Annotated in this window: 10 protein-coding genes; 2 read left to right on the plus strand and 8 right to left on the minus strand. The window is 43.2% G+C overall.

Annotation, left to right across the window (positions count from 1 at the left end; genetic code table 11):
* Window positions 1-10: 10 nt before the first annotated feature.
* The 4 genes from BM008_RS03615 to pncB all read right to left on the minus strand — a co-directional run bounded on the left by BM008_RS03615 (window position 11) and on the right by pncB (window position 5,028).
* Window positions 11-1,024 carry an ATP-binding cassette domain-containing protein gene (locus BM008_RS03615; RefSeq protein ID WP_091933285.1) on the minus strand — a complete coding sequence of 338 codons (1,014 nt, stop codon included), beginning with the start codon at window positions 1,022-1,024 and terminating at the stop codon, window positions 11-13.
* On the minus strand, window positions 1,025-1,720 hold the full coding sequence (locus BM008_RS03620) for a GTP-binding protein (protein ID WP_091933287.1): 696 nt from the start codon (window positions 1,718-1,720) through the stop codon (window positions 1,025-1,027).
* Window positions 1,717-2,952, minus strand: a complete 1,236-nt coding sequence (locus BM008_RS03625) for an ABC transporter substrate-binding protein (RefSeq protein WP_091933290.1) — start codon at window positions 2,950-2,952, stop codon at window positions 1,717-1,719. Before BM008_RS03625 ends, BM008_RS03620 begins: the two co-directional genes overlap by 4 nt.
* A gap of 867 nt (window positions 2,953-3,819) precedes the next feature.
* Entirely contained in the window at window positions 3,820-5,028 is a 1,209-nt protein-coding gene (pncB, locus tag BM008_RS03630; RefSeq protein WP_091933293.1) for a nicotinate phosphoribosyltransferase, read from the minus strand.
* Window positions 5,029-5,248: 220 nt separating this feature from the next.
* Between pncB and BM008_RS03635 the strand changes: the two genes are divergently transcribed.
* Window positions 5,249-6,025: a winged helix-turn-helix domain-containing protein gene (locus tag BM008_RS03635; RefSeq protein WP_091933296.1), complete on the plus strand. Its 777-nt coding sequence runs from the start codon at window positions 5,249-5,251 to the stop codon at window positions 6,023-6,025.
* A 10-nt stretch (window positions 6,026-6,035) separates the two neighbouring features.
* Here BM008_RS03635 and BM008_RS14835 read toward each other — a convergent pair whose 3' ends face one another.
* The 4 genes from BM008_RS14835 to BM008_RS03665 form a co-directional block, all read right to left on the minus strand.
* Window positions 6,036-9,845, minus strand: coding sequence for a methyl-accepting chemotaxis protein (locus BM008_RS14835; protein ID WP_177187947.1), 3,810 nt, complete (start codon window positions 9,843-9,845; stop codon window positions 6,036-6,038).
* A 319-nt stretch (window positions 9,846-10,164) separates the two neighbouring features.
* On the minus strand, window positions 10,165-10,533 hold the full coding sequence (locus tag BM008_RS03655) for a hypothetical protein (protein ID WP_091933299.1): 369 nt from the start codon (window positions 10,531-10,533) through the stop codon (window positions 10,165-10,167).
* 55 nt (window positions 10,534-10,588) lie between these two features.
* A complete protein-coding gene (locus BM008_RS03660) occupies window positions 10,589-13,060 on the minus strand; it encodes a U32 family peptidase (RefSeq protein ID WP_091934186.1) in 2,472 nt (823 codons plus the stop codon).
* 124 nt (window positions 13,061-13,184) lie between these two features.
* Window positions 13,185-14,696 carry a small ribosomal subunit Rsm22 family protein gene (locus BM008_RS03665; RefSeq protein ID WP_177187948.1) on the minus strand — a complete coding sequence of 504 codons (1,512 nt, stop codon included), beginning with the start codon at window positions 14,694-14,696 and terminating at the stop codon, window positions 13,185-13,187.
* A 249-nt stretch (window positions 14,697-14,945) separates the two neighbouring features.
* Between BM008_RS03665 and BM008_RS03670 the strand changes: the two genes are divergently transcribed.
* Entirely contained in the window at window positions 14,946-15,263 is a 318-nt protein-coding gene (locus BM008_RS03670; protein WP_091933302.1) for a cobalamin B12-binding domain-containing protein, read from the plus strand.
* The last annotated feature ends 66 nt before the right edge of the window (window positions 15,264-15,329 follow it).

The raw sequence follows: 15,329 nt of genomic DNA on the forward strand, positions 1-15,329 counted from the left end.
CAATATCGATCTACGCCAACAGATCGCTCATATCGATCTCCTTCCCAGTTCTCAACTGATCTCTGAGCTGTGTGATCTTCCTGTCTATCTTCTCAAGGCTTTCCAGATGCTTTTTCTCGTCATCTGTGGTCTTCATGAGCTTTGAGATACCACCGTTCTTTATGACGATCCGCTGGTCTGCTGAGAGAGCGAGTAGGGGGTCGTGGGTGCTGATAAGGACTATCTTGTTATTACTTACCAGAAGTTCCAGTGATCTTACCTTGTCAACTCCGGCATTCTCTATCTCATCTATCAGGACCACTGATGCAGGGCTTAGGAGTGCTGTGTCAGCGATCATCAGGGCTCTTGACTGTCCTCCGGAAAGTTGTGTGACAGGGGTTTCCCTGCTGAAAGACTCACCTGCAAGGACGTTCGCTGTATCGTATATCTTCTGGACGATATGGGATATCTCATCAACCATACGGCTCTCTGCATGAAGTGTGAGGAAATCCTCTACACTAAGGTCCATGACAAAGTTCATGTTCTGGGAGAGTTGAGCTATAAAACGGCCTTCGGTAGAGAAACGTTCCTCATCGTCCGGAGCACGACCATTGATCAATATTCTGCGCTTGGTTGGTGTGTCCTCCTGGGCCAGAGATTCAATATCGGCCAGAAGGCGTGATTTTCCTGAACCGGTGGGACCAACGATCGCTGTCACTTCACCTTTCTTCAGTTCAACTGAAAACTCTTCTTTCTCACCATTCTTATTGTGTCCTGGGAGCACGGTCAGAGATCCAACTGTGAGAACATTACCCTCCTGAAGAACTTTTACCTGCTCAATGAACAAAAAAAATCCGTCAATAAAGGTCTGATAGTCACTTCCTCTTTCTTCAAAATACTCTTCAGTAAGTATTGAACCCAGATTTTCCAGTTTTGTCCTCCCGAACTGCGAAGGGTCGATCGCAAATGAAGATAAATAATCCTCTATCCACGGCATCATCTCCATGAGCTCATCTATAGTTCTATGAAGCATATCTGTCCGCATTCACTCATCTCCTCTGAAATTCACCAGTTTTGAAACGCCGATCTGCCTGTCATCTCCGATCATCCTTTCCCCAAGACAATATGAACACAGGGCTCCGGGCATGGTAAACCTGAGTACGGCTCCCTGGAGTGTCTCAACTGAAGTTGTCTTTTCCACCAGCTTTGCAAGGTAGAATGCTCCCTGTCCGGTAACCCCATTGAGCTGGACTATCGTCCCGCCGGGGTTGACCTGTCTGACCCTGTATGCAAATACCTCACGCTCTGCCTGGGACACGATATCTCCCTTGGTGATAACAACGATATCCGCAAGTTTCAGCATAGGTCCGATCTTCTTTGGTGTATTGACACCACTCAGGTTATCAATGACACAGATCGCAAGGACATCCTTGATGTGTGGGGAGCAACGATTGCAGAGCCCGGCACTTTCAGTTATCAGGAAATCGAACTTCCGCTCTTCCGCCCATCTGAGGGCTTCTTCTATATTGCTTACAAAGAAATGGTCAGGACAGAGACCTCCGGATAGGCCGGTCCTGACCGGTATGTTATGAGCTGCATAGAGTTCCTCATCCTGGGCTGAGAGGCAGTCGAACTTTACCACACCTATCGCAAAGCCCTTTTGTCTGAGCTCTTCGATGGTTTTGATAATAATACTGGTTTTTCCTGATGACGGAGGACCTGCTACCGTAACAAGTCTCAAACGACACCACCGGTTATCATGAACTGCTTATTGAACACCTCTGCGATCTCTTTTTTGAGCGCTCCTATATCAGTGTTCAGCAGGAAATCCCAGCCAAGCCAGTAGAGTGAGTCCACATCTTCAAGCTTGTTCTTGACCTCGGGGTGTGTTGTCGGGAAGAATGCCTTAGCTGATATCTCACCGAACTTCTTTCCGCAGAGGAAATCAGTTATTTCCTTCACTCTCTCGGTTGCTTCCTTTTTCACCAGCATTTGGACAGGGCTTACAATTGCACCTTCTGTGGGTACAGTGATAGTTACCCTTGACCTATCCTTGATCTTCATGGCAAAGAAATGAGGCATGATATACATTGGAGGGACATCGTCCTTCTTGCTGTCGATCATTTTTACCATCTCGGAGGGATGTGATCCGGCATATATGGATGAAGCAAGTTTCTTCATTCCTTCCATACCATACATCTGGTAGAATGGAAGCAGTACGCCATTACAGAAGAAACCGTTCTGTCCTCTCATTACTACCTTGTTCCTGAATTCCTCTTCTAATATAGCTCCCCAGGAAGTCGGTGTGGCTTTACCTTCCATTAGCTCATCTATTGTGACAAGGACGAGAAGATTTCCGGAGAGCATAGTGAACTGTCCACGTGGGTCGGCGAAATCTATGGCTTCAAAATCAGAATTCATAGGTGATGCACCAATGTCTGTGAAATATTCATGACTGAGGAAGTTCTCTTGGAATGGTTTGTGGTAGAAACTGTTTATGTCAGAACTGATGATTATGTCCGGCAGTTCTTCTTCTGATGTGACCGAATCCATGTAGGCATAGTAGGATATCTCGTGGTTGACGTTACCTTCTACGAGTGAATGAAGCACATTACCTGTACGCTCTGTGTATTCGCTTGAGAATTCATTCAGTGCGCGGTTAAAGGGCATTTTCATACCACAGGGTAAGAGTGCCAGAAGTGTCAGCTCTTTTTGTCTTTCCGGTGATCCTGCAAGGGTGAATTCTCCTTTTGCTTCATTGTCCAGAATAGCCTGATCCAAAAGCTCAATAAAAGATCCCTTATTGACCGATACCATTGATAGAGCAGTTTTTAACTTTAGCAAAGGGCCAAGTTGTTCAAGAACATCCTTTCTCTCAAACTTTTCCAGTCCATGCTGCTTGAATATCTTGATCAAATAGGGATGTTCGCTTAAGATCTGGTATATGCTCATTGTCTCTTCTATTTTTTTCATGTTGTTCCCTCTGATATACCTTTGAGCAGTATCTTATTTTCCTGCATGGCATTAATGTTAATATTCTTCTAACAGTAGCATTGTAAAATAAAACTTAGATCCTTGTCTCAGGTCGGTCTCAAATTAACACCAACTTTGTTTTTGTTTCTATTATTGTGGTGTCAGTTATCTCAATAGTCATACAAACATATAAGTATTGTTATCTAAGAAGCAGATTTCCGACTACGTTGTTGAATCAAAACAGAAAAAAGTAAATTCAATATATTTTCTTTATCCTGTTACTGATTATATGTCGCTTGATATTGTTCATCATCATAATGATATATTAGTTCATAGATATATTTAAATAGTATTCTAAATTACTAGTCTTTACTCAACAAACATGCTAAAAACAGAAAAACGCAAGGGTGCGAAGTGTGGATATTCCATTTTCATCCATCATCCCCTCAGACATTGTCTTTAACGCAATGCATATCTATGTCTGCATTTCACCCTTGAGTATTGAAGTGGAGTATGAGCTTTGGGATCGGGGTCATGTTTGTTGAGGGTTATTGTCTTTTAAGTATATACCGATAAGTTGTTATCATTTCGAATATATGTATTATTTATCTACAACCTAGCTATGCGACCTGATTTTTAATGTTAACACTATTAATAATAAATCTCATTTTAAAAAGATCAAATAATATGGTAACATTAATTCAGAAAGTTTATATAATCCCAATTCCAATATAGAATTGGGGAATTTCATGAAGAACAGCACTTATGTTGAAATAAAAAAAGGATTTGTAATTTTTCTGTTGTACTTGTTTTTGATGATATCTCTTGGGCTGATGTCAAGAGTGACACATTTCATCTAAATGGTGTCTACTCATCAAGTCCTTTTCTTCCAAATATATAATTAGCTACTCTTATAGCATCCGGGTCACCGTTCTCTTTTCCTTCGTCATCGCTCAGTTTTACAACAGGTATGTCGTTTACACTGTGCAATTTGATGACCATGTTCAGAGGCGGACTGGATCTGAAGAACTCATGGTTGTTCGTCAGGCTCGTACCTATTCCGAATATGCATTTGATACGACCTTCACATCCTTTCTTGATCTCGATTGCATCAGCAGCGGAAAGTGAATCACTGAAGATTATGACCTTCGTCAAAGGGTCGATGCCCATATCCTCATAATGTCTTATTACCCTGTCAGCGAACTTCATGGGGTCACCACTGTCATGTCTGACACCGTCATAAAGTTTGGAGAGCTTCAGGTCGAAGTTCCTGAAAAAAGGTTCTGATCCAAAGGTATCTGATAAGGCTATTCCAAGATCTCCCTTGTAAACGCTTGCCCAACTCTCAAGGGCAAATAGATTGGCATTTCGCAGCCCCATAAGTGCGGAATTGCCCATTATCCACTCATGACCGATGGTTCCGGTAGGTCTGACGCCATATTTTTTGGCAAGGTATATATTGCTTGTTCCGGAGAATGTTTTACACTTATGCAGTTTTCCGACCGTGATATCCTGGATCTCAAAGCTTCTTCTTCTTCTTGTCCCGAACTCTGAAAAACCACAGTTGTTATGTTCCAGTTCCCTTGCAATACTGACCATGAGCTTTTCATATTCCTTCAGGAGATTTTCGTATCCCGGAGAATCACCATGAGTTTCATCTTTCCAGTCTGTCTCTATCATATCGAAGTAAAGCTCTGAGATAGTGGCCATTAGAACTATCTCCCAGAGAATACTGCTGTGCCATGGTCCTTTTATGATAAGTTCAAGATCTGAATCATCATTAAGCTCGATAGTTACTTCAGAAGGGTTGAAACGGTAGTTCCTTAGATATTCCACATAACTTGGTTTAAAAAAAGGACATTCAGCTCTGAGCCATGTATACTCATCCTCGCTAAGGCTGAGTTCAGGTATATCCTCATCAATGATCCTTCTGAGCTCATCAACGAATTCCTGTGTGAAACGCTGCTTTCCTCTGTTAGTGAACCTGTATTCTGCAGAAGCCTGTGGGAATAGTTCAAGGACTGCCATCTGCATTGTCAGCTTATAAAGATCATTATCCAGTATCGAGCAGATCAATTTGTTTCTTCCTTTTTCATTTGTTAAAAGTAATTGCTGTATGGCCTTCTTACATCGTATAACTTTTTTCTATATATCATGTTTGCTTGTGTTCTGACGGGGGAAATATGAATTTATGTCCTCATGTAGTATAGATTAATATAGTTTTATGTTATAATTCTGTATCAAAAAAGAAGGATGGATCGATCTGAGTAGTGAGATAACAGATAATGATGGGAATATGGTCAATGGTGTATATCTGGAGGAGTTCAGGAACCTCAGGTCAGAGATCATATCTTTGAAAAAGGATGTGAACAGGGTTCTTGAACGTTCCAGTCATCAGCAAATGGATGCTGTGTTCATGGAGATGAAGGGTGATATTTCCCGACCGTTCCTGAATTACATGTTAGAGGATACAAAAGAGACCATCAATGAGAGATTCTGTACAGAATGTGATAAGAAGGACCCTTGTAAGTCTGCCTTCTCCGACCTTCTTCATGAGATGGCGTTATTGCTTCTCGAGGACCAGGTCACTGAGGATGCAATGGACCATTTCAGAGAAAGGTTCGATGAGCTCAAAGGTTTTGCTGTTACAGATAATTGTGATGGATGTGTGGCTTCAGCTTCACGGATATTCCATAAGCAAATGGATCTGATACGCTCTTTCAGTATGTCGAAGGAAGACCTCCGTACTGGAAATGACCTTAATATCGCTGATATATCGGATGGTGTTGTCACAGATGTATGTGAACCACTTGCAAATAAACAGCGTCTTGCTATTATGAGGTCTCTACATTCCGATACTCGTAGCTTTTCTGAACTATCAAAGATAACAGGTCTGCGTGGTGGGAACCTGCTCTTCCATATTCAGAAATTACTTGACACGGGAATGATCCTTCAGAGAACAGAACGCGGGGATTATATGATCACAAAAAAAGGACATCTAACATTGAAAGGGATGGCTGAGCTCTATGCCAAGCTCAACGACCCGCATTCATCAGATGTATTACGTTCCTGATATCCTTAGTTCAGACATACAGGCTCTGGGATCTCATCTCCTGTTCAAGGTCCCCATCGCCTTCTCTGTCAGGGGCATTTGATGATAATGATCTTTCACTGCTCTTATCGACCTTGAACTTGGATACGATGTATTGCATCTCTGATGCAACATTCGCAAGCTGGTGTGCTGACGCGGTCAGTTCCTGCATGGCCGCTGTCTGCTGTTCTACTGCAGCAGAAGCTTCCTGTGTTCCTGCAGCGGATTCCTCTGAGATCGATGATACCTCTTCGATAGAGGATGTGACCTCTTCTATGGATGCTGATTGTTCTTCGGCTGCAGCAGCGATCTCCTGCACCATTTTCACAACTTCGTTACCTGATTCTACTACCTGATCAATGGAACTAACAGCTTGCTGAAGTGATTCTGCACCGTCTGCTACCTCGGAATTAGCCTGGTCCATAGAATTGACCGCATTGGTCGTTCCTTCCTGCATTGCATGGATGAGAACTGCTATCTGTTTGGCCGCATTGCCTGAATCCTCTGCCAGCTTTCTTACCTCATCAGCAACAACAGCGAATCCCCGGCCATGTTCTCCTGCCCTTGCAGCCTCGATAGCTGCGTTCAGTGCAAGCAGGTTGGTCTGATCGGCAATATTAGTTATCAGGTTCACGATCTCCCCGATCTTGTTCGACTTCTCCGCCAGATCATTTATGTGCTGTGATGATTCGTCAGAAGCAGTTTGTATCCCTGACATCTTTTGCATCAGGTTCTGTGCAACGATACCAAGATTCTGTATAAGCTCATTGGAGGCTTCCGAGTTCTCAGCTGTCTTCTGTGAATTATTTGCTACTTCCAGGACCGTACGGGTCATATCTGACATTGCCCTTGCAACTTCCTCGGTCTTGGATGATTGTACCTGTGCTCCTCTTGCTATCTCTTCTACAGTTGAGGATACCTGACTTGCAGATGATGCAAGTTCTGTGGATGAGCCTGACATCTCTTCTGCAGTAGAAGCTAACACAAAGGCATCTTTGAGTACCGCTGATACTATCTCATTAAGTGAAAGGCGACAATTCTCTATTCCGTCGGTAAGTTCTTTGAATTCTCCGACACCCTGGACCTCTGATCTGCGTGTAAGGTCATTATTGCTTATCGCACCAAGGACAGCATTTGAATCCTCGATGATCGCTTCCAGCTCCTGTCCCAGTTCATTGAGCGTGTCTGCAAGCCTCATAAAGTCTCCCTTTGTCTCGATACCAAACCTTGTGTTGAGCTTACCTGCAGCAAATCCATTGATGACCCTGGATGCTTCTTCTACAGGTGTTACTATTGCGTCCAGACAATTGTTAACTCCATCAACTATCTTCCTGAAGTCCCCTCCATGCTTTTCTGCATCAGCACGTGTTGCAAGTTTACCTTCTACACCTGCATCCGCAAGCATTACTGCATCACCAACAAGCATGTTCACCGCATCGATACACTGATTGATGTTGTTCTTTATCTCATTGAAATCTCCCTGATATTCATCATCTATCTTCTCAGGGATATCTCCTTTAGCGATACGATCAATGTATTCTGCTGCTACGTTCAATGGTCCTATGACCGCATCCAGAGTAGCATTGACACCTTCGATTATCTGTCTGTAATTACCATCGAACCTGCTCGCATCGGCACGTTCATCCAGTCTTCCGGCGATCGCTGCTTCCACAAGCTCCTGAACTCCTTTTGTGATCTCCATTTCCTTGCTTATGTCCAGCACGTATTCCAGTCCACCGATTATCTCTCCCTTTTCGTTCTTCAGGGGTGTACCTGAATATCTGATCGGTGTCTCTCCTGAAGGCAGATCCGCGATCGTGTCACTGGTACAGACCGAATCGGTCCTCATGGCCTTTCCTAACTGGCAGTTATCTGTATTACAGTGTTCTGTATTGAAAAGGTCGAAACATTTCTTTCCAACACAGTTCTCTGGGGTGCTTCCAACTGCTGATGCTCCCAGTTTGTTCATGAACTGGATATTGAAATCCTTGTCCACGACCATTACAGGTGTTGGGACCTTCTCCAGATAGTCAGCCCTGATCCCTGATTCTTCTAAAGCTGATTTTTCTGCTGTCTTGTCCATCACTATCTCAAGAGCACCTATGATCTCACCACTTCTGTTGCGGATCGGAACTCCATTATAGTCGATGAAGAGGTTCTTGTCCCCTGGATGGGCATCGGTTTCATTGGATTGGCTCTTTCCGGTGCTCATGGCCTTTGCACAGGCACATTTATCAGTGTTACAATCCGATGTCCTGAAATTATCATAGCATTTCTGACCGATCAGTGAAGACTGCTCTTTTTCAATAACTGCTGCACCTGCTTTGTTCATATAATTGATATTGAAGTCATTGTCTATTATCATGAAAGGTGCCGGAATACTATCTATGTGGCCTACAAGGGTGTCGATCACAAAATTGATATTGCCCACAAGGTCAGCGAATTTCCCGGTGAACATATCGGCATTTCCTCGGGTGCTCAACTTGCCTTCAACTGCAGCTTCGATAAGATCGTCCGTTTCATCAAGAAGCGAATTAAGGGTATCTATACACTGGTTGAGATTGTTCTTTATCTCGTTGAAATCCCCATTGTAGTCATCTGTTATCTTCTCAGGGATATCACCTTTTGATATGCGGTCCACATACTCTGCTGTTACATTTAGTGGTCCTATTACCGCATCGAGACATCCGTTGACCCCTTCTACGACCCTTCTGAAGTCCCCTGTGTGCCTTGAAGCATCTGCTCTTGTATCCAGTTGTCCTGCTACCCCTGCATCAGATAATGTCAGTGCATCCTCTACCAGCAGGTTCACTGCATCTATACACTGGTTGAGGTTGTTCTTTATCTCGTTGAAATCCCCACTGTAATCATCTGTTATCTTCTCTGGTATGTCACCTTTTGATATACGGTCCACATACTCTGCTGTTACGTTGAGTGGTCCGATAACAGCATCAAGACATCCGTTCACTCCCTCTACGACCCTTCTGAAATCTCCTGTGTGTCTTGAAGCATCTGCTCTTGTATCCAGTTGTCCTGCTACTCCTGCATCAGATAATGTCAGTGCATCTTCTACCAGCAGGTTCACTGCATCTATGCACTGGTTGAGGTTGTTCTTGATCTCATTGAAATCCCCATTGTAATCATCTGTTATCTTCCCGGGGATGTCACCTTTTGATATGCGGTCCACATATTCCGCTGTTACATTGAGTGGTCCGATAACAGCATCGAGACATCCGTTCACTCCTTCCACAACTCTTCTGAAGTCCCCTGTGTGTCTTGAAGCATCTGCTCTTGCATCCAGTTGTCCTGCTATCCCTGCATTCGATAATATCAGGGAATCTTCAACAAGCAGGTTTATCGCATCTATACACTGGTTGAGATTGTTCTTTATCTCGTTAAAATCGCCCTTATATTCGTCCGTTATCTTCTCGGGGATGTCGCCTTTTGATATACGGTCGATATATTCTGCTGATACATTGAGTGGTCCGATCACTGCATCAAGGAGATCATTGATCCTTTCCAGTATCTCCTTTGAAGCACCGGAGAAGCTGTTGGAGTCTGCTCTTGTGTCCAGCTCTCCCTTGATCGCTGAATTTACCAGACCGGATACCTCGTTCAGTAGTGATGTATTGTCAATTTCCTTTTCATCCATTTCTGTAGAGGCCATTTCTTTTTTGAGAGCTGATAATTCATCTAATAAAAGATTGATATTGTCTGCTGTACTCTGTTTCTCTGGTTTTGACTGAGGGCCGACCCTGGCATCGAGGTTCCCCACCATGAAACTATTTATGACATCTGTCATTTCTGACTGGAATTTATCGCTAGTGCTAAACATTTCTATCCCAAACCCGTCAACTGTTGAACTGTTGCTATAATATTGATAAGACATACACAAATTGTTTTTCAAAACTACAAAATGTATTTAATGTGTCTTAATTTTAATAAATTTAAATATATATTATATATACTTGTTTGTTAACAGCGTTAACCATCGTTTTTTTTTGAGATTCACACTGTTAATTTCTAAATAAATTAAGTATGAAAAATAAAATAAAAAATGGTAAAAATAGTATATTTTAAGTCCTGTTTCGAGGACTTGCCTAATAAAAAAAGAAAGATATCTAGAAGAATTTAGTCACTGTTGCTGTTTCACACTCTTTAAGTTTCATATAAATGTCCATAATCTCTTCAGCACTCTCTTTTCCAACTTTTTCATTGATATATTCAAGGAAGATCGTCATGTAATGTGGCGGCACACATCCCAGACTTTCCTCTCCGGTCTTTATGAGGGATAACAGGTAATCAAGATCCTCTTCATCAAGTGCAGATATCCGTTCCCTGAAATCCTCCTCGCTCTTGGCATAGTGGTTGGAAAGTGGTGGAAGTATGGATCTGTAAGGTGCTTTTGATCCTGCACATTCAAGTCCTGCACATTCCGGAGCTACCTTTTTCAATACTGCTATATCTCTGGGGGAAAGTTCTCTTGCCATATTCTCACCTTTCGTTTTTAGATCATAATGTTTTGGTCGTTCAGTATTATATGAATTAGAGCACACCTTTGAAATAATGTCCCTGGTCGTATTCTTCATCCATTGAGGACTTAAGTTTTATCTGTTTTCCATCAAGTGCTTTTCTGAAATTACGTGTTATATCCTTTACGTCATCTCTGCCATAAAGGGACAGGTCAAGTCTCAGGACATCAGCACCCGAGTCACATAGCTTCTCGATATCATCCAGCATATTGAGCACGGTGGAATTATAGATAAGGGTACGTTCATTCTCTCTTCTTACAGGGAAAGAGCCTTTGGTACTGTCAATTAAGAGTACTTCACTATCCTCTTTTACAGTGCCGTCATCAACAAGTGGCTTTAACAGGTCGTTCTTTGTCACAAGCAAAAGTTCACGTCCGAAAGCCATGATCTCGGTCTGCACCTTAGGATCGCTTGCCATACATACATCCCCTGTCTCTTCAAGGTTCAATTCACTGGAGAGTGTCACACGGTGAGCACCGGATGTACCGAATGCATTTACTGTATACGCATTGAAAGGATTGAACTCTTTCTGGGCAACAAATGATGCACCCAGTTCATTTGCAAGTCTTACTGTTCCATAATTGGAACAGGAAAGATGGAAACCTGCATCTATTACTTTCTGCATCTGCTCTTTTAGTTCAGGCATATCCTCTTCGAAACTGATCGCTGGTGTGATAAGGACCAGTTCGATATCCTTCTCTTTCAGGCCACTGGTCCTGAGGATGTTCTCCTCGTTCATCATCTCACTGAAAAGACCGATAGGTGCATAGATGATGTCTGCACCTGATTTGGACGCAGTGATCATGGAGTCTATATCAGAGACCTCTACACTTAACAGAACTTCTCCGGTTCCTGATGCTTCATGAGCTTTCTTTCTATTGTAACCTGTAGAGATGTTCGGGCAGGGACGGTTCCTGGCGATAATCGGGAACCTTGAATTGTAAAGTTCATCAACTGCTTCCCTTCTGGTTCCTGAGAGTGCACCCAGAGGAATGAATATATTGTCATCGATATCCAGAACGATCTCATCTGCACTGAATGTTGTATCCCCAAGTTTTCCAAGGGTAGTTATTATCTGTTCCCTGTCAGTAGGTGCCTTTTTAGCTTCCTGTACAACGTAGTCGCTCACCGACTCTGTTTCCAGGTTCCTGCTCTTGACATTGATACGGAGCTTCTCGCCTATCCTTGCGTGTATGGTTATCTTCAGGGGAGTGCTATAGAGTTCGGTATCCTGTAATCTTTGCAACAACTGTGGATCAGTTGATACGTAGACCTCATCATTCTTTCTTATGGACTTACTGGTCTTTGGGCTGATAAGGAGGGTAGCTTCTTCTCCTTTCTTTGCTACGTCAACTGGCTTCCCATCTACCAATACCCCATCGATACGACATCCGATTATTCGTATGCGTGTGTTTATGCTGATCCCGTCATTGGGCTTTATATCCTGAAGTGGTGTGATGGTCAGTCTTCCTTCATCCTGGGACTTTGTTATATTAGATACAGTTCCAAGGTAGGCTCCATAGTTTGCACTGTATTTGCGCTGAGTGACATCCTCTTCATCAAGTACAAAACCCCGTGTAAATCCTCTGTAGAAGAGCTTGGCCAGTTCAGTTTCCATCTCCTCCAGTTCTTCGGTACTGAAGTTCTCCCCGGTATCACATACCCTTTCAGCCACGGTCCTGTAGGTTCTGGCACTGGCAGTAACATACTCCGGTTTCTTCATCCTGCCTTCGATCTTCAGACTTTTGACACCGGTCCTTATGATCTCATCGAGCCCGGGGAATGTACATAGCTCTGCACAACTGATCGGGTAATCGCCCACCAGTTTGCTGTCTATGATCTGTCCGTCAACGGACATCTTAAATGGTCTTCTGCACGGCTGGAAACAGGCACCTCTGTTCGCACTCCTGTCAGTTATGGCTGAACTGAAAAGACACCTGCCAGAGAATGAATAACAAAGAGCACCATGCACGAAGATCTCTATCTCTGCAGAAGCCTGATCTATTATGCTCTTTACCTGTTCTGTTGTCAGTTCTCTTGAAACAATGACCCTTGAGGCACCCGCATCACTTATGAATGCGACTCCATGTGGATCATGTATGGTCATCTGGGTGCTGGCATGAAGTGGAAGGTCTGGAAAGTTCTCTTTTAATAAGAAGAACAGACCAAGGTCTTCCAGTATGATCGCATCTATGTGGTATGCATAGGCCTTGTGCACGATGTCAATGGCGTCCTGTACCTCATTCTGTTTGAGCGGTATGTTCAGTGCAAGGAAGACCTTGACACCATAGGAATGTGCGAACTCTATGTTCTCTCTTAGTTCACTTATCGAGAAGTTCTTTGCACCCTGTCTGGCATTGAACTCGCCGATCCCAAGATATACTGCATCTGCACCTCCTTTGATGGCTGCTCTAAGGGCTTCCGGGTCTCCGGCAGGTGCCAGTATCTCAGGAGGGGTACATTTTGAAGGTATGTTGCTCTGCATATGGATCAGGTTCTTGTTAATTGATATAAGTTGAATATTCAAGTGGGATCATTTCCAGCTCATATAGCGGCGTTTATCCACGTCCGCTTATCCGGTATGGAATGATCTTCACTATAAGATGATTTTACTCTTCTTCATTTTCAGATGGAGCATCTGACTCTATTATAGTACCTTTTCCTATGAGCAGATTATAAGAGTCGTTAGCTTCATTGTATTTGACGAGAACATTGGATATTCTCAGTATACTGCCATACTTAGCTTTAGTGATGATCTCATTATCCTCTGTGAAATTGTGGGATGGGAGCACTGCGTATACTGCTTTCTTTGAAGTACCATCGCATATCCTGTATAGGTGGTATTTCTCATCTCCAAGGTCCCCTGACATTAGCGAGCACATCACATTAATGCGCTTTTTGCTATGCGTATCCATCTTTGACATACGTGCGAACTTTGAATTTGAAGGAGTGATGAAACTCTGTTTTGCAAGTTTATCTTTCCTGAGTATCGCATATGAGTATTTGATGTCAACATTGATGTAGCGGTATGGTTCGTCACACTCTGCCATTTTGACCATGAGCCTTGTAGCCGTAATGTCCTGTTTCTCCTCAAAGCTCCAGCATGTCTCAAGGGTACATTCACCGGACCAGATGAAGGTACAGGGACTGTAGATCTTGATACCAAGCCTCTTTAACATTATAGTGAGCCTTCTCATCTCAGTGGAGTTGTTCTTGTCAGCAGGTTCTATTATTATGATACTTCCATCAGGTGAAAGTTTGTCTGACATCCTCTTCACAAGCTCAGCTTTCTGTTCCAGGCTCAGTTCCCTTATCTCGTTGAGAACATTGGAAAATACCATAAGGTCGATATTATCTGGCAGGCTTTCAACATCGATCTTGCTCAGATCCGCTCTTATGGGCTCCTCTATGGTGACATTGGACTGGATGGCTGCATATTGCTGTGCCAGGAAATTGTAGGCTTCTACGTTCTCCTCGAAAAGCTCGATGGAGTGTATCTCTGCTTTACGGTCATCAAGACGATTGTACATGTCTATGATCGCAAGTGGTATGGTGCCCGGCCCGGAACCTATGTCCAGTATCTTCATGCGCTCTTTGAGCAGTCCTTCCTTTGCCATATCATATAGCAGGTACTGGAACTGTACGAAATATACAGGGAATTGGTATGCGAGGTATCCAAGTACATCGTATCCCTTCTCGTAACTTATGTTCCTGGCACTGCCTTCTTTCCAGTAACTTTTTTTCTGATGGCGTACGGATTTTCTCATCTTCTCCAGAACAATGGGGTCATCCCAGTTCTTACTGGTCTTCTTCTCTATGTATTTCTCGATGAGGCGCTCCATTTTCCTGGAAACACCTGGTGAATTGAAAAAGAACTCGTTCTTCTTGATCTCATCCTTTGACAGTTCCATCTGTTTCCTTGAAGCTGCCCTGACGATCTTGAAATCCTTACCTTCTGCAACAGCATCGACCCCAAGGTCAAAGAACAGTGGTTTGAGTGTCTGGTATGCCTGATCGACGGTTGCTTCTTCTTTAAGGTAATCCGTAAGCTCCGATAACATGAATTCAGGTCTCATTCGTGAGACGTATTTGAAAGTGGATATGATCTCCCTATCTGACATTATGGATTCATAGCCTTTCCCTTATAATAAATATGGTGATTAAATGGGACTTTATGGGTATCTGGGATCTTCATGGTAGGTTTACTTTCAAATAAAGTGGAAAGCGTGCAATTTATATATCATCAAAGCTTAGACAATCTAGCTTGTTTTAAGACAAGTAAATTGGACTACCTCCAAAGATACAGTCGATACAAATGGGATGTTACAATGGACGAGGTACATCTCTTACAGATATAAAGGATCGGTAATATGGAAACTGAAAAACCATTATTCCAGAAAATAATAGAAAAAGCACGGGGATCAATTCTTAACTTTGACAGTGGGGAAGCCGAGTCTGCCGTCAGGGAAGCGGTGGACGCAGGCATGGACCCGGTGGACCTGATAGAGAATGGATTCATTGAGGGAATGAAGGAAATGGGAGATCTTTATGAGAAGGGTGATATCCAGCTCCTGCAGATCATGGCAGCATCGAGGATAATGGAAAAAGGGCTTTCGCTGTTGAGACTTTGTGCAAAGGAAAAACATATGGACCTCAGGATGTTCGGCAACATTGCTGTGAACATATGATCCTATGAGCAGGTCTTTAAGTGATCTGCTCACTACCTCCTTCCTTTAAGGACCAGTTGTCTATAT

This window comes from Methanolobus profundi, assembly GCF_900114835.1.
In the GTDB taxonomy this organism is placed as follows: Archaea; Halobacteriota; Methanosarcinia; order Methanosarcinales; family Methanosarcinaceae; genus Methanolobus; species Methanolobus profundi.